The organism is Desulfomicrobium macestii (assembly GCF_014873765.1).
Lineage (GTDB): Bacteria > Desulfobacterota > Desulfovibrionia > Desulfovibrionales > Desulfomicrobiaceae > Desulfomicrobium > Desulfomicrobium macestii.
The window spans coordinates 64991-83730 of record NZ_JADBGG010000009.1 but is presented as its reverse complement, the minus strand read 5'-3'; the positions used below and the strand labels follow the sequence as shown (position 1 = coordinate 83730).

Below are 18740 nucleotides of genomic sequence, written 5' to 3'. Positions count from 1 at the left end.
TGTTTCAAGGCAGCGGACAAGTGGCAACCCGCTTTAGAAATTCTCCCTCACCCCCGGCACGAAGCTGCCGGGCTCATAGGTGGCTCATATGCTCACTATCACCAAAGAATTCTCCTTTCATGCGGCCCACCGGCTGCATCTTCGCGACCTCTCCGAGTCAGACAACCTGCGCATCTACGGCAACTGCGCCCGCCTCCACGGCCACACTTACCGGCTACAGGTCCAGCTTGCCGGACGGCCGGACGAAACGGGCATGATCCTGCATTTCGGGGAACTCAAGGGCATTGTCCAGCGGGAGGTGCTGAGCCGCTACGACCATGCCGACCTGAGCGACCTTCCCGAATATCACGACCTGCCTGCCACGGCCGAAAACATGGCCGAGCATATCTTCAGGACCCTTGACTGCGCCCTGGTTTCCGACCGTTTCCGGCTTGAGCAGGTCACGGTTTACGAAACCCAGACCGCCTGGGCGACCCGGTCCCGGGATGGAGGCGAACATGCTTGAGGTGAGCGAAATATTCGTCTCCCTGCAGGGCGAAGGGCCGTTTGCGGGCCGCCCTGCCGTCTTTGTCCGCCTGGCAGGCTGCGTGCCGCCCTTCTGCGAGTGGTGCGACACTCCGCAAGCCCTCGGCAGCGGCCGCCGCATGCGCGTGGATGACATCGAAGACGAAATTGCCCGGCATCCTCGGGCACTTGTGGTCATCACCGGGGGTGAACCCTTTCTGCAGTGGGACACTGGGCTTGCGCGACTGGTCCGCGCGCTTGGCGATTCCAGCCGTCAGGTGCAGTACGAAACCAGCGGCAAGGCGGGCATCCCGGCGGATCACGGAGGTTTCGTGGTCTGTTCGCCCAAACCGCTCCACGCGCCTGTACTCGATCCGGATACCGTGTCCCGGGCGGACGCCTTCAAATTCGTGGTCGAGGAGGACATCACCCCTGTGCTCGACTTCATCGCCGCTCATGGCATCGATGCCCGCAAGGTCTGGCTCATGCCTCTTGGGGCCGTCCGGCAGGACCAGATGCGGCGCATGCCCCCTGTCTGGGAGTTGTGCGTGCGCCACGGCTTCAATTTCTCTGCGCGCCTGCATGTTCTGACATTCAACGACAAAAGAGGTGTTTGATGGATGCGGTGATCGTCCTCTCCGGCGGCATGGATTCCGCCGTCCTTCTGGCCCATGAAATTTCCATGGGAACGCGGGTCGCGGCGCTGAGTTTCGACTACGGTTCCAAGCACAATCCGCGCGAACTGCCCATGGCGCGGGAAATCTGCGCACGCCGGAACGTGGGGCACAAGGTCGTCGGGCTGCCGTTCATCAATGAACTGTTCGCCTCGTCCCTGCTCCAGTCCGGCGAAGCCATTCCGGAAGGCGCCTACGACGCGGACTCGATGAAGAGCACCGTGGTCCCGTTCCGCAACGGCATCCTCATCGCCATCGCCGTGGGCTACGCCGAATCCGTCGGAGCCTCCCGCGTGCTCATCGGGTCACATTCAGGGGATCATCACATTTATCCCGACTGCCGTCCCGAGTTCAACGCAGCCATCGATGAGGCCGCAAGGCTGGGCACGGACGACGCGGTGCGTGTGGCATTCCCGTTTGCATCGATGGACAAACGCGAAATCGGCGACCTGGGACGAACCCTGGGCGTAGATTTCGCCCGGACCTGGACCTGTTACAAGGGCGGGGAACTGCACTGCGGGACCTGCGGCGCCTGCGATGAACGCAAATTCGCCCTGCGTCACGACCAGGGCCTCGATCCGACGCGATACCTGAAATAAGGAAGAGACAATAATGCCACATTCAAGCCGCATGGTTCTCGGCAGGCAGGTGGATTACAGCCGGCGCTACGACCCGGACCAGCTCTGCCCCATCCCCCGCTCCCTCGGGCGCGGGGCCGCCGGCATCGAAGGCGCGGAAACTTTCGGCCATGGCGAGGACATATGGAACATCTTCGAGCTCTCCTGGCTGAACGCGTCAGGGAAGCCGCTGGTGGCCATGGCCGAAGTGCGGGTGCCGTGGAATTCGCCCTGCCTGATCGAATCGAAATCACTCAAGCTCTATTGCAACTCATTCAACATGACCGCCCTTGAAAGCGCTGACGAACTTCGCCGGACCATGACACGCGACCTCTCGCGGGCCGCCGGGGCGGATGTGACGGTGCGGATCATCGCCGCTGAAGAGTTCTCGCAATGCACGCTGGCCGAGCCCGAAGGGACATGCATCGACGGGCTGGACATCACGGGCTTCACCTATGAACCCGACGCGGCCCTGCTCGGAACTGCGTCAGACCCTGCGCGCGAAACCCTCTTCACCCGGCTGTTCCGCTCCTGCTGCCCGGTGACCGGCCAGCCCGACTGGGCCACGCTGCGCATCACCTATGCCGGTCCGCGCATCCTGCACGACGGCCTGCTGCGCTACCTGGTCTCGTACCGGGAACATCAGGGGTTTCACGAAGCCTGCGTGGAGAAGATTCATGCCGACATCCACCGACGCTGCGGCGCGCAGGAGCTTGAGGTCAGCGCGCGCTTCACCCGGCGCGGCGGACTGGACATAAATCCCGTCCGTTCGACCCACCCCGGCCCGTGGCCGAATCCGCGCGATCCGAGGCAATAAAAGACGCCCGTGCCAGACACCGGCTTTTCATCCGATCCCGAAATCATTGCACACTGCCTGATCCGCGAATCGACCCTCGCGGATCAGGCCCCCTAACCCGCCGAAAGTTCAGAGTTTGCGGCACATTTGGGCCCGGCATTGCCAAATATTCCCCCCCGCGCTATGGTTTCGTAAACCAGCAAATTCCAATTACATCACCACGCGCAGCCACATTTCCGCACCGCCCTTTTGCTCATCCCTTTGCGCAAGCCTGGTTGCAGGCAGTTTTTCTCACTGGTCCTTCCACTTTTTTTCACGGAGGTCGGCATGACACGACAATTGTCTTTCAAAGCGCAGCAGCGTGAGGTGGAGCCGCATTTTCGCAGCCAGATCGACGCGGCCGAGTCAACGGAAGACGTGAAGAAATTTTATGAACGAACAATCTTTGATTTCCTGAACAAGGCCGTCGGGGATCAGATTGAAATCAAACCCGGTGATGTGGTGCTCGATCCTGAAGAAAAACAGGGCTATCAGGTCAGCCAAAGATTGCGGGAAGACGATGGCTTCAAAAGACTGCACGAGGAATCCGATTTACCCGCCATCATGCTGCTGCTGACCGAGAGGGCCCTGAACCGGCACAAACATCTGGTCACCAAGCAACCGGACAAGACCGAACTAAAAATATTCCAGGTTCCGGGGCCGCGCAGAAACTGATCGCCATGACGATCCGTGCGAACCGAACCGCAAGCGCCGTAGATGTCAGGCGCTCTTTCCTTGAACCGGCGTTACAAGCGGACACGCCATAACCGGGAGCGATCATGCGACGAGCGATCAAAACCATTTACAAGGGAGAACCCGTGACCGAAGGAGCGGGAGTCAAGCTGCGACGGGTTTTCGGCTATTACGAAGCCCCCGATTTCGACCCCTTCCTCATGTTCGACGACTTCAGGTCCGACAGGCCCGAGGATTTCAAACGCGGTTTCCCCTGGCATCCGCACCGGGGCATCGAGACCATCACCTATGTCATCAAGGGAGATGTCGAACACGGAGACAGCATGGGAAACACGGGCGTGATCTCCAGCGGCGACGTGCAATGGATGACCGCGGGCTCCGGCATTGTCCATCAGGAGATGCCCAAAGGCGACGCAAACGGCTCCATGCACGGCTTTCAACTCTGGGCCAATCTGCCGGCGGCCGAAAAAATGATGGTTCCGCGCTACCGTGGACTGACCGCCGCGCAGATCCCCCAGACCACCCTTGACGACGGCACGCTGGTCAAGGTGATCGCTGGCCACGTCGAGGGCGTGCACGGCCCCATGGACGACATAGTCATCCAGCCAAAGTATCTGGATTGCTCCGTTCCCGCCGGAATCGGATTCACCCACGCTCTGCCCGGCGACCACACCGCCTTCATTTACGTCATCGAAGGCGCGGGCGCGGTGGAAGGCCAAGCGGTGACCAACCGCGACCTGGTCCTCTTCGGACCCGGGGACTCGCTGGCCGTCAAGGCAGGCCCGGAAGGCATCCGTTTCCTGCTGATCAGCGGGCGCCCTTTGGGCGAACCCATCGCCTGGCGCGGTCCCATCGTCATGAACACCAAGGCCGAACTCGACCTTGCCTTCAAGGAATACCACGAAGGCACCTTCATCAAGCACCCCGTCAACCAGCCCCTCTAAAAAGCGTGCGGGCCCGGAAAGTACGGGTCTGCACGTTTTTTATCACCCGCATTGATGCGCCTCTGCCTGTTGATTTCCGAAGCAGTCGACCTGAAGCGATTCATTTTTGCTCAAACGTTGCCAAAGGACGCCCGGAGAGTTATGTTTTTACCAAACATCGCCTGATCAACTTCCGACAGTTCAATCCGCGATACCACCACTTTTCCTCGCTTGATACAGACGATGTGATTTTGCCTTGCATGGAGGACAAAAGAAACCTGTATAAAAGGAGGATGAAAGCATGAAGATCCTGGCGGCTCTCGATCAATCGACCTACGCAACTCTGGTGCTCAAGAAGGCAATGGAAACCGCGGCCAAGGAAAACGCGGAACTTACGACCCTGACCATTTCCACCGCGCCCTTCAACAACCTGTATCTTGGAGAAATTTCAGGGGAATTTCAGGAAAAGATTCGCCAAGGCGTTCAGGAAACCGTGCAGCGTATCAAGGATCAGGCCAAGGCCGCCGACGCCAAGGTGAATGTCGTGGTGCAGGAAAGCCCGTCTCCGGCCGACGCCATCGTCGAATATGCCGAGAAGAACGGAATCGACCTCATAATCATCGGCAACAAGGGCGCGGGAGCGGTTGAACGGTTCCTCATCGGCAGCGTCTCAAGCAAGGTTGTTTCGCATTCCCCATGCTCGGTCATGGTGATCAAGAAGTAAGCAGGACAGGCGTGATCCCGGGCGCAGACCGGAACGTCACCACGTCAAAAAGCCCGATCTGACCGGGCTTTTTGACGTGTACCGGCGCTTGCTGCGCCGAATCGGAAAGGGATGCTGAAAATCAACGCACCAGGGCATGCAATGCCTTCAAGATACCGTCCCGATTGATGCCCAGTCTGGCCCGCAGTTCCTTCTGACTGCCATGCTCGACGAAACGGTCGGGAACGCCAAGGCGTCTCACGCGCAGGTTTGAAAGCGCGTCGTGATCGGCCAAAAGCTCAAGCACGGCGGAACCGAATCCTCCGGGCAAGGCGTTCTCCTCGACCAGAAGCATGAAAGGCTGCGATGCGGCCAAGGCCAGAAGTTGCTCTGCGGGCAGGGGTTTGACGAAGCGGGCGTTGAACACGGCCACGTCCTTGCCCGTCTCCTCGCACAGCATGCGCGCCGCTTCCAGCGCGGGGCTGACGCGGCTGCCGAGCGCCACGACGACTCCGTCCGTGCCCTCGCGCAGCAGCTCCCCCTGTCCGATGGGCAGGATCGTCGGCGTCTGTGCCAGAGGCGCGCCTTCGCCCACTCCGCGCGGGTAACGCAGGGCCACGGGGCCGTCAAAAGCCAGGGCCGTGGCCAGCATGTGCTGCAGTTCGGGTTCATTGCGCGGGGCCATGACCACTAGGTTGGGGATGTGACGCAAGAAGGACAGATCGTAAACGCCGTGATGGGTGGCTCCGTCCTCCCCCACCAGACCGCCCCGGTCCAGGCAGAGGGTCACGTTCAGGTTCTGCAGACAGACGTCGTGCACGATCTGATCGTAGGAGCGCTGCATGAAGGTCGAATAGATGGCGACCACAGGCTTCATGCCCTGGGAGGCGAGGCCGGCGGCAAAGGTCACGGCGTGCTGTTCGCAGATGCCGACGTCGAAAAAGCGTTCCGGATATTTATCCGCGAAGCAGCTCACTCCGGTGCCTTCAGGCATGGCGGCGGTGATGGCCACGACGCGCTCGTCCTCCTCGGCCAGCTTGCACAGCGTGGAACCGAAAACCTCGGTGTAGCTCGGCAGTGCGCAGGCATCGAACTTTCGGGCCGCGCCGGTCTCGGGCTCGAAACAGCCCACGCCGTGATAAAAGGTCGGGTTGGTTTCGGCCGGCGCGTAGCCCTTGCCCTTCTTGGTCAGGACATGAACCAGAATCGGTCCCTCAAGCTCCCTGGTCTGCTGGAAAACGTTGGTCAGCATGCGCATGTCGTGCCCCTGCAAGGGACCGATATACGTGAAGCGAAAAGCCTCGAAAAGCATGCCCGGCGTAAAGAAGCTCTTCAGGGAGTCCTCGCTGCGACGGGCGTATTCGGCGATGTCGTCGCCGATCTTCGGGATCTGGCGCATGATGCTCTCGGCTTCCTTCTTGAACCGCTGCACCCAGCGCTTGGACAGCTTCCGACTGAGGAATGACGACAGCGCCCCGACATTGCGCGAAATGGACATCTCGTTGTCGTTCAGCACCACCACCAGATCCTTGCCCAGTCCGCCGGCCTGATTGAGGCCTTCGTAAGCGAGCCCGGCGGTCATGGAGCCGTCGCCGATGACGGCCACGACCTTGTGGTCCTGATGAGCCAGGTCGCGGGCCGCGGCCATGCCCAGGGCGGCGGAGATGGAGGTCGAGGAGTGGCCCACGCCGAAGTGGTCGTAAGGGCTTTCGCAGGTGCGGGGAAAACCGCTGATGCCGTCCAACTGGCGCAGGGTGTGGAAACGATCCAGGCGGCCGGTCAGGAGTTTGTAGGCATAGGCCTGATGCCCCACGTCCCAGACGATGCGATCGCGGGCGGGGTTGAAGACGCGCAAAAGCGCCATGGTCAGTTCCACCACGCCAAGGGACGGGGCCAGATGCCCACCCGTGGCGGACACAGTCTGAATGATCATGCGGCGAATCTCTTCGCCAAGCCTGGTCAGTTCCTTTTCATCCAGGGTCTGCACATCGCCGGGACTCTTGATGGCGGCCAGAGTGGGAAAAAGTTCCTGCAGGATTTGCTCAGTCATTTATGCTCCTAATGCGTTCGATCCAAAATATAGAGGCCGACGGCCCGCAGAAAATCGGCGCGGGGGTGTGAAAACCCGGACAGCGCGGCCAAGGCCTGATCCACGCTCTGCCTGGCCAGAACCCGGCTCTGGTCGATGCCGAGCAGGGCCGGATAGGTCGACTTGCCCTGGGCCTCATCGCTGCCCACGGGCTTGCCGAGGGCAGCCTCGTCCCCGATCACGTCCAGAATGTCGTCCGTAACCTGAAAAGCCAGCCCGATGGCCCGGCCGTATTCCGAGGCCAAGGCCTGATCGGAATCGCCTCCGCCGCCGAGAATGCAGCCCGTGACACAGGAAGTCTCGATCAGCGCCCCGGTCTTCTTGGCATGCATCTCGCGCAATTGCGGCAGGCTTGCAGATTTGCCGGTCAGGCCCATGTCCAAAACCTGGCCGCCGACCATGCCACGCGGACCGGCAGCAGTCGAGAGGTGAAAAATGGCCTTGAGAATCCTGTCCGGTTGCAGCTCAAGCGACGAGGCCAGGGTGAAGGCCTCGGTCAGCAGGCCGTCTCCGGCCAGGATGGCCGTGGCTTCGTCGAACTGCTTGTGGTTGGAGGGCTTGCCCCGACGCAGGTCATCGTCGTCCATGGCCGGCAGGTCGTCATGAATGAGGGAATAGGTGTGGATGCACTCGATGGCGCAGGCGAAATCAAGCACCTTGTCCGCGCGGCCCCCGGCCAGTTCCGCCCAGGCCAGACAGAGCACCGGACGCAGCCGTTTGCCCCCGGCCATGAGCGAGTAGTCCATGGAGGCGGCCAGTCGCTCGGGAGTCAGACCGTCGCTGAAAATCGTGGCCAGGCGGGATTCCACCAAGGCGCCCAGGGCCCCCAGTTCGACCTTCATTTCTCGCGGATTCATGCCTCGTCTCCCGGAACACCGGACTCCGCCGGGGGCTCCTGACCGGCGCTCTCCACGATGATGCGGGCCTGCTCAAGTTCCGCGCCGCACTCCCTGGAGAGACGCACGCCTTCCTGAAAGAGCTTCACCCCCTGCTCAAGAGGCAGGTCTCCGCCTTCAAGCATCGCCGTGATCTCCTTGACCCGCTCCAGCCGCTTTTCGAAAGATTGCTGTGTCTTAGCCATGTCTTGCCTTATTATTGGACAGAATTTGCGAAAAAAAGAGCTGCCGGGTCCATTGCCAGATCGAGCACATAAAGCCCCAGGTGCAGATGCGGACCGGTGACCCGGCCGGTCTGACCCGCCAGCCCGACGACATCTCCGGCCTCGACCATGTCGCCCTGCCTGACCTTGAACTCGTCCAGATGCATGTAGACCGTGAACACGCCCAGACCGTGATCAAGAAAAACAGAACGGCCGCCATAATAATGATCCGCGGCCAGCACGATCCGCCCGGGCGCGGCGGCCCGCACGGGGTCTCCCAGCGCGGCCCGCAGATCGAGTCCACGGTGGGGATTGCGTTCCAGATCGTTGAAGAATCGCTTCAGGCCGTAGGCGCTGCTGACTTCGCCCGGAACCGGGCGCATGAACGGCAGGACCAGATGGTTGTCCGGCGAAACCGTGCCCAGCACCGCGCGCACCTCGGCGTTTTCCCGCGCGATGCGCTCCTGTACCGCCGCCGGAGGGCTGGCCATTTCCGTCGGCACGGTCAGGCGCTGCTCGGGAAATTCACGATCCTCGATCAGAATCGAAGTCTGTACGGCCAGAGGATCGTGGCCCAGCTTGAGAATGCGCAGAGTCTCGGTGCCGGGTTTGGACTTCAGGACATCCGTGCCGAGCAGGAATTCCACGCTCGACTTCCCGGCCCCCGGTACTTGCAGCGTCTTCCCGGCCCACTCCACGCGGAGCCTGTCCAGAGGCGCGTCGGATTCGACCCTGACCACGAACGGCAAGCCAATGCCGATGACCTCGGGGCATTCCAGACGAAGCTGCGCGGCATGCAGGGCAGCGCCCTGCACGACCGGAAACGTCAAGAACGCAAGCATGAAAAAAAGAACGCGTCGCAACATCATGGCAGCACCTCCGCTGAAAATTCCCCGTCCGCGACCTGTACGCGGATTTGATCCCCCGCCCGCACATCCTCCCGCGAACGCACAAAACCGACCGATCCCCGAACCAGAGCGTAGCCTCGCGCCAGTGGAGCAGCCGGGTCAAGAGCGGCAAGACGGCCCTCAAACCCGCGCAGGGCCTCCAGGCGGATGCGCACAAAACGTGCTCCGGCCTGCTCCAGGGCCGCGTCGGCGCGATCCAGATCGGAACGCAGGGACAGCATCGCGGCCGGACCAAAAGAACGATGCAAGCGATCCTCCAGACGCGCCAGGGTCGTGGCGCGACTTTCGAGCTGTGTCCGGGCGGCCTGGCGCAGGCGGTCCTGAAGCCTTTCCAGTTCAAAGCCCCAGCGCTCGATGCGCCTGGCCGGAGAATGCCAGTTCAGCCCCTGCGTCTGCTGTTGCAGGTTCCGCTCGCGCACGTCCAGCAAACGGCCCATGCCACGGGTCAAGGCCAGAAAAATCTCGTCGGCCTGCTGAAGCAGTACGCCGCGCTCCGTCCACAAAAGCTGCGCCGCGTGAGAGGGCGTAGCCGCGCGCTGATCCGCCACCATGTCCGCGATGGTCGTATCCACCTCATGCCCGACCCCGCAGACCACGGGCAGGCGCGAGCGGAAGATGGCCTCGGCCACGGGTTCGGTGTTGAAGGCCCAAAGATCCTCAAGAGAGCCGCCGCCGCGAATGAGCACGATGACCTCGGCCCAGCCGTCGCGGTCGGCGCGGTCCAGGGCCGCGGAAATCTGGGCCGAAGCGCTCTCGCCCTGCACCAGGCTAGGATACACCCGAATGGTGGCGCCGTACCCCCGCTCACCGGCTATACGCAAAAAATCCTGCAAGGCCGCGCCCTGGGGAGCCGTGACCACGGCGACCCGACGCGGGTTGCGCGGCGGGCTCATCTTGCGGTCCGGATCGAAATACCCCTTGGCTGCCAGCTTGGCCTTCATGGCCTCGAAGGCCACGGCCAGCTCGCCCAGCCCCTGTCCCTGCACAAGCTCCGCCACCAGCTGATAGGCCCCGCGCGGCGGATAGACGTTCATGCGCCCGGCCACGAGCACTTCCTGCCCATCGCCAAGCTGAAAGGGCTCCCCGCTCTCAACCTCTCCGGTGACAGGATTGACCCGCTCGCCACCATCAGCGGCGCCCTTGGGCTGAGCCCCCTTGAACCAGACCACGCTCAAGGTGGCGTCATCGTCCTTCAAGGAAAAATACACATGCCCGGACGGAGGCCTGGAAAGGTTCGAAACCTGCCCACGCACCCAGACAAAAGGGAACTCGCCCTCAAGGACATCCTTGACGGCTTGGGTGAGGGTGCGGACGGAGAATATGTGCATGGACGGCTTCTTTTATTCGCTTTGCCGCGCCTGCGCGGCCTGAGTTTCTCGGTCCAGTTCCCGGCGCAGTTCCTCTTCGCTCGGCAGCACCAACCTGTATTTACTGGCGAATAGATGTTCGCTTTCATGCAATACTGAATACCTGACAACCGAGTGATCCCTGCTGCCGCACAGCAATATCCCAACAGTCGGGTTGTCGCCCTCCCCGCGTCGCAAATCGTCATACAGACGCACATACATGTCCATCTGACCGATGTCCTGATGCGAAAGATGACCTGTCTTCAGATCGATCAGCACAAAACACTTGAGCACATAATTATAGAACACGAGGTCAATATAAAAATCCTGCGTTTCAGTGCTGACGCGCTGTTGGCGTGCGACAAAGGCAAAGCCCTTGCCAAGCTCCAGCAGAAATTGCTGGAGCTTGTTCATGAGCGCCTGCTCCAAATCAGACTCCAGCAACCCTGCCAAATCACGAACGCCCAGAAATTCCAACATGACCGGATCGCGTACAAAGTCACGTGGCGAACCGATCTCCGACCGCATCTGCTCTCGGGAATCTTCGAGCAACCTCTGCTTATCCTTGCTGGACAACAGGCGTTCGTAAAACAGGGTGCCTATCTGCCGCTCTAAAACCCGCGTGCTCCAATTCTGCCCCGCCGTTTCGTCCATATACCAGTTGCGGGCCTCCGCTGAATCCACCCGCAGCAGCAGGCGATAATGCGTCCAGCTCAATTCGGAACGCACCGCGTTCCAATTTGGAAAGCACTGAAAAAAAGCCCGCATATTCCGCAAGTTACGCTCATCAAACCCTTTGCCGAATTCCTGGGTCAGCGCGTCCGCCAAATTGGATAACAACCGCTTACCATAATCAGCTCGAGCCTGCCCGCCCTGTTCGAACTCAACGATATGCCTGCCGATCTGCCAATACGTTTGCACCTGTATGGTATCAACGCTGCGCAGCACCTGCTGCCGCGACTGACGGATCAAGTCCCGGAGCGTATTCACGAGACTGGTTGAATCAGTCGTCTCCGGCAGTACAAGCTTTTTCATGCTACGATCCCTGCTCTCCGCTTACCGGGTAACTGGAAGGTCTCACCGGTGATTGTGAGGATGTATTTGCCCTCAAGGACATCCCTGACGGCTTGGGTGAGGGTGAGGACGGAGAATATGTGCATGTTGGATGATATCCGTTGGGCCGGACCGGCGCGACAGTGTCGCATCAGTCCGGCTTGCTGCGGCGGCAGGTTATGCCAGTCCCCACTCCTTCATCACTTCCTTGCGCCACTCAAGAACCGCATTCCTCCAGTCCGCCACGGGCAGTTCCCTCTTCTCGCCGGTCTTGCGGTTCTTGGCCTCGAGCACGCCCCGCTCCAGGCCCTTGCCGCCGATGACGATCTGCATGGGGGAGCCCAGCAGGTCGGCCTCGTTGAACTTCACGCCCGGGCGTTCATCGCGGTCGTCGAACAGGGTGTCGATGCCCTGGCCCTCCAGCCAGTCGTGGATTTCGCGGCCCATGGTCATGACTTTCTCGTCCTTGGTGGACATGGCCAGGACGTTGACCTCGAAGGGGGCGATGGACGGCGGGAAGATCATGCCGTTCGCGTCGTTGTTCTGCTCGATGCTGGCGGCCACCACGCGGCTCACGCCGATGCCGTAGCAGCCCATGATGAGGACCTGCTCCTTGCCGTTCTCGTCCAGGAAGGTGGCGTTCATGGACTTGGAATACTTGGTGCCGAGCTTGAAGACATGGCCGACCTCGATGCCCTTGGGCATGGTCAGGGGACCGCCGCAGGCCGGGCAGGGGTCGTCCAGGGTGATGGAGCGCAGGTCCGCGTAACCCAGTGGCGCGGCGTCCGTGGACAGGGTGATGTCGCGGCGCGGGTCGACATGGATCAGGTGCGCGTCGGCGGCGTTGGCCCCGCAGACAAAATCCGTGCCCGCCGCGATCTCGTGATCCGCGTAAATGGCGTCGACTTTCAGTCCCACAGGTCCGGCAAAACCCACGGGTGCGCCGGTCCAGGCCACGACCTGTTCCGGGGTGGCCAGCTCGACGCTGGTCGCGCCGAGAAGGTTTTTCAGCTTCACGTCGTTGACCTCGCGGTCGCCGCGCAGCAGCACGGCCACGGATTTACCGTCCACGTCGAAGAGCAGGGTCTTCATGACCTGGGTCGTGGCCACGGCCAGGAATCCGGCCACGTCTTCCACCGTGTGCTTGCCCGGAGTGGCCACCTGCTCATGTGCGGCGCAGGTCTGCGTGCACATGGGCTGGGGCTTCGTTTCGGCCTTCTCGAGGTTGGCGGCGTAGGAACAGGACGTGCACACGGCCAGGGTGTCCTCGCCCGTGTCGGCCAGGACCATGAACTCATGGGAAAAACTGCCGCCGATGGCCCCCGAGTCGGCGCTGACGGCGCGGAACTCCAGGCCCAGGCGGGTGAAGATGCGCTCGTAGGCGTCGTACATGGCCTGGTAGCTCGCGTTCACGCCCTCGTCGTCCTTGTCGAAGGAGTAGGCGTCCTTCATGATGAACTCGCGGCCGCGCATGAGGCCGAAGCGCGGACGGATCTCGTCGCGAAACTTGGTCTGGATCTGGTACAGGTTGATGGGCAGCTGCCGGTAGGAGCGGACCTCGCCGCGGACCAGGTCGGTGATGACCTCCTCGTGCGTGGGTCCGAGGCAGTAGTCGCGGCCGTTACGGTCTTTCAGGCGCAGGAGCTCCTTGCCGTAGAAATCCCAGCGCCCGCTCTCCTGCCACAGGTCGGCCGGCTGCACCATGGGCATGGAGATCTCCTGGGCCCCGGCCCGGTTCATCTCCTCGCGCACGATGTTTGCGACCTTGTTGATGGCGCGAAGGCCCAGCGGCATGTAGGTGTAGATGCCGCTGGTCAGCTTGCGGATCATGCCCGCGCGCAGCAGAAGCTTGTGGCTGATGACCTCGGCCTCGGCCGGGGTTTCCTTCAGGGTGGGAACGTAGAATTTGCTGAACAGCATGGGGGATGTCTCCTCGCTATGGATATAACTTATTAATATGTTGAAAAATATATTTCTCGTTCACGTTTGCGACAGCCCGTCGCAAAAGTGAAGCTGCTCACGAAAACTGCAAAAGCGCCCGCCTGACAACTTTCGTCCGGCCGGTTCAGTTCTTAGGCATGCCCCTCTTCTTCCGCCTGCTCCGCCAGCCTCTCCGCAAGCTCCAGCAAACCGGTGCCGCGCACGAGGCCGTCGGTGAAGCGCCACGGAATGCCGGAAAATCCGGTCTGGGCTCCGACCAGGGCGCCCGTCAGGATGGCGCGGGCCTGATTCTGCCCGCCGCCGTTCACGGCGTGCAGCACGGCGGATTCGAAGTCGTCACGGAAGCGCGCCGCCAGATAGTACGCCGCCGGCAGCTGATGGTAGATGGCGCAGGGCATGCCATAGACCAGGGACACCTTCCAGGCCGGTTCGATGCGCACGTCCGGGTCCTCGGCCACGGTGGCCATGTAGGCCGGGGACAGGAGCGCGTCCGGCGAGGCGAAACGCCCAGCACGCGGCGGGTCGGGATCGCCGGGCCGTGGCGGCTGGAGGTTCTCGCGGGTCACGGCGTGGAACGGCAGCGCCCCGCTCTTGACCAGATGCATGAGCCGGTCCGAAATGTTCGCGTCCAGGGCATGCCCCTGCACCAGCTGCCCGAGCACTGCGCCGTAGGCCACGGTCAGGGACAGGACCAGGTCGTCGGCCTGGGTCAGGGCTGCGTTGCCGGCCACGGCCGTGGCGAGCTGCGCAGGACCCTGGGCGTAGCGCACGGCGATGGCCAGGATGCGTTCGATGGCCTCGGTGGTGTCGGCCTGCCCCGCGGTCTGCCCCCACGGCAGCTTCTGTCTGACCCGCCGCCGCCAGGCCTCGCGGATGGACTGGCTGGTGTAGCCTCCCGGGCCGCTCACGGGCGTGCCGTCGAGCAGGGAAAAGAGCTCATTGTCCATACGCTGGCAGAAATCCTCGGCATCGTAGCCGCCGCGCTCCACCAGGGACGCCAGGGTCAGTTCGAGGATGAACCCCGCCTGGGACTGCTCACCAGGCCGCAAGCCGTCGTGATAGCGGCCGGGCATGGGGGCGGTGTAGCCTTCGATCCAGTCGCCGTAGTCGCGCCGCAGCTCGTCCAGATTGTAGTACCAGTGCGGGCCAAGGGCCAGGGCGTCCCCGATGAAGGCCCCCATGACAGCCCCGATGGCACGGTCCTGAAAATCCTTACCAGGCATATCTCACCTCCGAAAAGCAGGCAGTTGCGCCAGTCGGCATAAGCGGGCACGGGTTCATGCTCCGGCCCGCCGCTCATCCAGAAATTTCTCCAGTTCCTCCATGAAGGCGGGCAGCAGTTCCGCCCTGCCCTTCACCTTGCGCACGACCTCGCCCTTGCGGAAGATAAGGCCCGAGTCCCGCCCTCCGGCCACGCCGATGTCGGCCTCGCGGGCCTCGCCGGGGCCGTTGACCACGCAGCCCATGACCGCAACGGTAAAGACCTCCTCCACTCCGCGCAGACGGTCCTCGACGGCGGCGGCCAACTCCATGAGCCCGATCTCGGTGCGGCCGCAGGTCGGGCAGGACACGATCTCCGGGCCCCTGGCCCGCAGGCCCAGGGCGCGCAGGATCTCCCAGGCCACCAGCATCTCTTCCACAGGATCGGCGGTGAGCGACACCCGAAGCGTGTCGCCGATGCCCTCGGCCAGCAGAATCCCAAGACCCACCGACGACTTGACCGCCCCGCGCATGGCCGTCCCGGCCTCGGTCACGCCGATGTGCAGCGGATAGTCCACGGTTTTGGCCATGAGACGATATGCAGCCACCGTGCCCAGCACACTTGATGATTTGAGTGAAATTTTGATAGCGTCGAATCCTCTCTCTTCGAGCAGGCGCACATGCTCAAGGGCACTCTCGACCATGGCTGCCGGAGTGGGCCCACCGTATTTACGCAGCAGATCCTTGTCCACGGAGCCGCTGTTCACGCCGATGCGGATGGGCACTCCGGCCGCGCGGGCCGCGTCCACCACGCGATCGACCTTGTCCGCGCCGCCGATATTGCCGGGATTGATGCGCAGGCCCCGCACCCCCGCCTCCACGGCCTGCACGGCCAGGCGGGAGTCGAAGTGGATGTCCGCGATGAGCGGCACGGGCGTGGCGGCGCAGATTTTTTTCAGCGCCATGGATGCTTCAAGATCCAGAACGGCCAAACGCACGATCTCGCACCCGGCCGAGGCCAGGGCCGAAATCTGGGCCAGGGTCGTGTCCACGTCCCGGGTGTCCGTGTTGGTCATGGACTGCACCCGTACGGGATTGTCGCCGCCGATGCCCACGTCGCCCACGAACAGGCTGCGGGTCCTGGCGCGCGGGGCCGGAATGGGCGTATCCACAAAATGTTCCGGACAATGATGCAAGGAGGGTTCTGGGGTTGTCATGGCCGGGGAGCGTAATGAATTTGACTCTCAAAGCCAAGGACGGGAAATCCGAAAATATCCCCCCGCTGTCAGCTAGGCGACAGACAGAAAATCGTGCAATGGTCTAGCATGCCCCAAGTGAATCGCCAAAGGATGGCATGACCGATTCCATCACCCAAAGTCCGGCGAAGGCCGCGAAACCACAAGGAGGACAAGCATGGCCAAGGAAAGGGAAATCCAGGATTTGAGCCCCTGGGAAGACGCTCAGAAAATGATCGCCAAGGCCGGACGCGAGGGGGTGAACCTCATCTGGGACCGGCTGAAAGACCAGACGCCGCACTGCACCTTCTGCGAACAGGGCCTGACCTGCAGCAAATGCGTCATGGGCCCCTGCCGCATCAACCCGGGCGGTGGCCCCAAGAAGAAATACGGCGTGTGCGGCGCCGACGGCGATCTGACCGTGGCCCGCAACTTCGGCCGTTTCGTGGCCGCCGGGGCGGCAGCGCACTCAGACCACGGGCGCGACCTGCTGGAGACGCTGGCCGCCATCGGTGACGGCAAGACCACGGACTACGGCATCCGCGACGAGGCCAAGCTCGAACGCATCTGTACGGAACTGGGCATCGAGGTGGAAGGGCTCTCGGTGCGCGAACGGGCCAAGGCCCTGGCCGACCTCTTCTTCGAGGACTACGGCTGCCGCTCCAATAACGTGGCCTTCAGCGGCCGCGCCCCGCAGAAACGCAGGGACATCTGGGCGCGTACCGGATGTTCGCCACGCGGCATCGACCGTGAATGCGTGGAGATGCTGCACCGCACGCACATGGGCGTGGACTGCGACCCGGTCTCCATCTGCCTGCATGCCAGCCGCACGGCCCTGGCCGACGGCTGGGGCGGGTCCATGATCGCCACCGAGGTCTCGGACATCATCTTCGGCACGCCCAAGCCCGTCAAATCCATGGTCAACCTGGGCGTCCTCAAGGAGGATCAGGTCAACATCCTGGTCCACGGCCACAGCCCCATCGTCTCGGAGATGATCCTGGCCGCGGCGCGCGAGCCCGAAATCCTGGCCAAGGCCAAAGAGGCTGGCGCGGCCGGCATCAACATCGCGGGCCTGTGCTGCACGGGCAACGAACTGCTCATGCGCCAGGGCGTGCCCATGGCCGGCAACCACCTCATGACCGAGCTGGCCATCGTCACCGGCGCGGTGGAGATGGTCATCGTGGACTACCAGTGCATCATGCCGAGCCTGGTCAACGTGGCCGGCTGCTACCACACCAAATTCGTCTCCACCTCGGACAAGGCCAAGTTCCCCGGCGGCATCCACATGGAATTCCACTACAACAACGCCCGCGAAAAGGCGCGCGAGGCCGTGCTCATGGCCGTGGAGGCCTTCACCCGGCGCGATCCGGCCAAGGTCGAGATTCCGTCGAAGCCCATGTCCATCACCTCGGGCTTCTCCAACGAGGCCATCCTGGGCGCCCTGGGCGGCACTCCCGAGCCGCTGATCCAGGCCTTGCAGGCCGGGAAGGTGCGCGGCGTGGTCGGCATCGTGGGCTGCAACAACCCCAAGCTCAAGCACGACCATGTGCACGTGAACCTGGCCCGGGAACTCATGAAGCGCGATATCCTCGTACTGGCCACGGGCTGCGCCACGGTAGCCATGGGCAAGGCCGGGTTCCTGGAGCCCGAAGCGGCCTCGCAGGCCGGGGCGGGCTTGGCGGAAGTCTGCCGGGCGCTGGGCATCCCGCCGGTGCTGCACGTCGGCAGCTGCGTGGACAACTCCCGCATCCTGCATCTCTGCGCGGTGCTGGCCAACTACGCAGGCCTGGACATCAGCGACCTGCCCGTGGCGGCCAGCGCGCCCGAATGGTACTCCGAGAAGGCGGCGGCCATCGGCCTCTACGCCGTGGCCAGCGGCGTCTACACCCATCTGGGTCTGCCCCCGCACATCCTGGGCAGCTCCATGATCACGTCCCTGGCCCTGAAGGGGCTCGACGACGTCTTCGGCGCGTGCTTCGCCGTGGAATCCGGCCCCCTGCAGGCCGCGGAGCTGATCGACGAACGCATCAAGGCCAAGCGCCTGGCGCTTGGCTGGTCGGCCTAGCACGGCAGCAACTGTCTCAAACGCACGCAAACGGGGGAGCTCTTGCTCCCCCATCCTCAAGGAGAATCGCATGAAAATCGCATTCGCGGGCAAGGGCGGCGTGGGCAAGACCACGCTCTGCGCCTGGCTGGGGGATTATCTGGCGAGGCAGGGGCACGACGTGCTGCTGGTGGACGCGGACACAGCGCTCAGCCTGGGTCAGGCCTGCGGACTTGAGGCCGAAGACCTGCCCGTGCCCCTATACGCACGCGAGGATCTGATCCGCGAACGCATCGGGAGCGGCTACCTGAGCCTCAACCCCGACGTTTCCGATCTGCCCGAGGAGCTGAGCGTGGATCTGCCGGTGCACAATGTCGGCGGGCCGCGTCCGGGCCGCAAGCGCCTTTTGACCATGGGCTCCATCACCGGCGCCGGGGACGGCTGCGCCTGTGCGGCCAACGCTCTGCTGAAATCCGTGCTGGCCCATCTGGTGCTGCAGGAGGAAAACTTCGTGCTGGTGGACCTGGAGGCCGGTGTGGAACATCTGGGGCGTGGCACCGTGGCCGGGGTCAATGCTCTGGTGGTGGTGAGCGAACCGAGTCGACGGTCCCTCGAAACGGCGGCCAGGGTTGGAGCGCTGGCCGGGGACCTGGGCCTTGCGCGGCAGGTGCTGGCGGTCAATCGCGGTATCGGTGAACCCGAGTTGCCCGCCATGGCGGGGCTGCCAGAAAATGTGGTGCATCTGCCGATCCTGCCGAGCCTGGTCGACAGGCAACTGACCCAGGCCAGCGTCCTGAATCTGGCCGACGGGTCCCTTGTCGATGCAGTGTGCGCCCGGCTGCTCGCCGCAATGACTCAAGATACCTGAACGGCACA

18 protein-coding genes are annotated in these 18740 nt (G+C 62.9%); 9 read left to right on the top strand and 9 right to left on the bottom strand.

The window, feature by feature from the left end; all coding sequences use genetic code 11:
* Positions 1–88 precede the first annotated feature (88 nt).
* The 7 genes from H4684_RS07685 to H4684_RS07655 all read left to right on the top strand — a co-directional run bounded on the left by H4684_RS07685 (position 89) and on the right by H4684_RS07655 (position 4970).
* Entirely contained in the window at positions 89–505 is a 417-nt protein-coding gene (locus H4684_RS07685; RefSeq protein ID WP_192623363.1) for a 6-pyruvoyl trahydropterin synthase family protein, read from the top strand.
* Positions 498–1121: a 7-carboxy-7-deazaguanine synthase QueE gene (locus H4684_RS07680; RefSeq protein WP_225940316.1), complete on the top strand. Its 624-nt coding sequence runs from the start codon at positions 498–500 to the stop codon at positions 1119–1121. Before H4684_RS07685 ends, H4684_RS07680 begins: the two co-directional genes overlap by 8 nt.
* Positions 1121–1777, top strand: a complete 657-nt coding sequence (gene queC / locus H4684_RS07675; protein WP_225940315.1) for a 7-cyano-7-deazaguanine synthase QueC — start codon at positions 1121–1123, stop codon at positions 1775–1777. Before H4684_RS07680 ends, queC begins: the two co-directional genes overlap by 1 nt.
* 13 nt (positions 1778–1790) lie before the next feature.
* On the top strand, positions 1791–2612 hold the full coding sequence (queF, locus tag H4684_RS07670; RefSeq protein ID WP_225940314.1) for an NADPH-dependent 7-cyano-7-deazaguanine reductase QueF: 822 nt from the start codon (positions 1791–1793) through the stop codon (positions 2610–2612).
* 306 nt (positions 2613–2918) lie between these two features.
* The gene (locus H4684_RS07665; RefSeq protein WP_092192511.1) at positions 2919–3305 is read left to right on the top strand and encodes a hypothetical protein; all 387 of its coding nucleotides are present in this window, start codon (positions 2919–2921) and stop codon (positions 3303–3305) included.
* Positions 3306–3409: 104 nt separating this feature from the next.
* Entirely contained in the window at positions 3410–4267 is an 858-nt protein-coding gene (locus H4684_RS07660; protein WP_092192513.1) for a pirin family protein, read from the top strand.
* A 280-nt stretch (positions 4268–4547) separates the two neighbouring features.
* Positions 4548–4970 (top strand): universal stress protein, encoded by a 423-nt coding sequence (locus tag H4684_RS07655; protein WP_092192515.1) that lies wholly within the window; start codon positions 4548–4550, stop codon positions 4968–4970.
* A 121-nt stretch (positions 4971–5091) separates the two neighbouring features.
* Here the strand turns inward: H4684_RS07655 and dxs are convergent, their stop codons facing one another.
* From dxs to ispG, 9 genes are all read right to left on the bottom strand, one after another.
* Entirely contained in the window at positions 5092–6999 is a 1908-nt protein-coding gene (gene dxs, locus H4684_RS07650; RefSeq protein WP_192623360.1) for a 1-deoxy-D-xylulose-5-phosphate synthase, read from the bottom strand.
* A gap of 8 nt (positions 7000–7007) precedes the next feature.
* Complete coding sequence (locus H4684_RS07645; protein ID WP_192623359.1) at positions 7008–7895, bottom strand: polyprenyl synthetase family protein; 888 nt, start codon at positions 7893–7895, stop codon at positions 7008–7010.
* Positions 7892–8119, bottom strand: coding sequence for an exodeoxyribonuclease VII small subunit (gene xseB / locus H4684_RS07640; protein ID WP_192623358.1), 228 nt, complete (start codon positions 8117–8119; stop codon positions 7892–7894). Before xseB ends, H4684_RS07645 begins: the two co-directional genes overlap by 4 nt.
* 11 nt (positions 8120–8130) lie before the next feature.
* Positions 8131–9006, bottom strand: a complete 876-nt coding sequence (locus H4684_RS07635; RefSeq protein WP_192623357.1) for a M23 family metallopeptidase — start codon at positions 9004–9006, stop codon at positions 8131–8133.
* Positions 9003–10373 (bottom strand): exodeoxyribonuclease VII large subunit, encoded by a 1371-nt coding sequence (xseA, locus tag H4684_RS07630; protein WP_192623356.1) that lies wholly within the window; start codon positions 10371–10373, stop codon positions 9003–9005. Before xseA ends, H4684_RS07635 begins: the two co-directional genes overlap by 4 nt.
* A gap of 12 nt (positions 10374–10385) precedes the next feature.
* Positions 10386–11426, bottom strand: coding sequence for a PDDEXK nuclease domain-containing protein (locus tag H4684_RS07625; RefSeq protein ID WP_192623355.1), 1041 nt, complete (start codon positions 11424–11426; stop codon positions 10386–10388).
* 195 nt (positions 11427–11621) lie between these two features.
* Positions 11622–13364, bottom strand: coding sequence for a proline--tRNA ligase (locus H4684_RS07620; RefSeq protein ID WP_192623354.1), 1743 nt, complete (start codon positions 13362–13364; stop codon positions 11622–11624).
* 152 nt (positions 13365–13516) lie between these two features.
* Positions 13517–14608, bottom strand: coding sequence for an ADP-ribosylglycohydrolase family protein (locus H4684_RS07615; RefSeq protein WP_192623353.1), 1092 nt, complete (start codon positions 14606–14608; stop codon positions 13517–13519).
* 54 nt (positions 14609–14662) lie between these two features.
* Positions 14663–15757 carry a flavodoxin-dependent (E)-4-hydroxy-3-methylbut-2-enyl-diphosphate synthase gene (gene ispG / locus H4684_RS07610; protein WP_192623352.1) on the bottom strand — a complete coding sequence of 365 codons (1095 nt, stop codon included), beginning with the start codon at positions 15755–15757 and terminating at the stop codon, positions 14663–14665.
* A gap of 241 nt (positions 15758–15998) precedes the next feature.
* On the opposite strand from ispG, the gene cooS reads away from it, so the two are divergent.
* Both cooS and H4684_RS07600 read left to right on the top strand, forming a co-directional pair.
* A complete protein-coding gene (gene cooS / locus H4684_RS07605; RefSeq protein ID WP_192623351.1) occupies positions 15999–17885 on the top strand; it encodes an anaerobic carbon-monoxide dehydrogenase catalytic subunit in 1887 nt (628 codons plus the stop codon).
* A gap of 70 nt (positions 17886–17955) precedes the next feature.
* The gene (locus H4684_RS07600; RefSeq protein WP_192623350.1) at positions 17956–18732 is read left to right on the top strand and encodes an ATP-binding protein; all 777 of its coding nucleotides are present in this window, start codon (positions 17956–17958) and stop codon (positions 18730–18732) included.
* Positions 18733–18740: the final 8 nt, after the last annotated feature.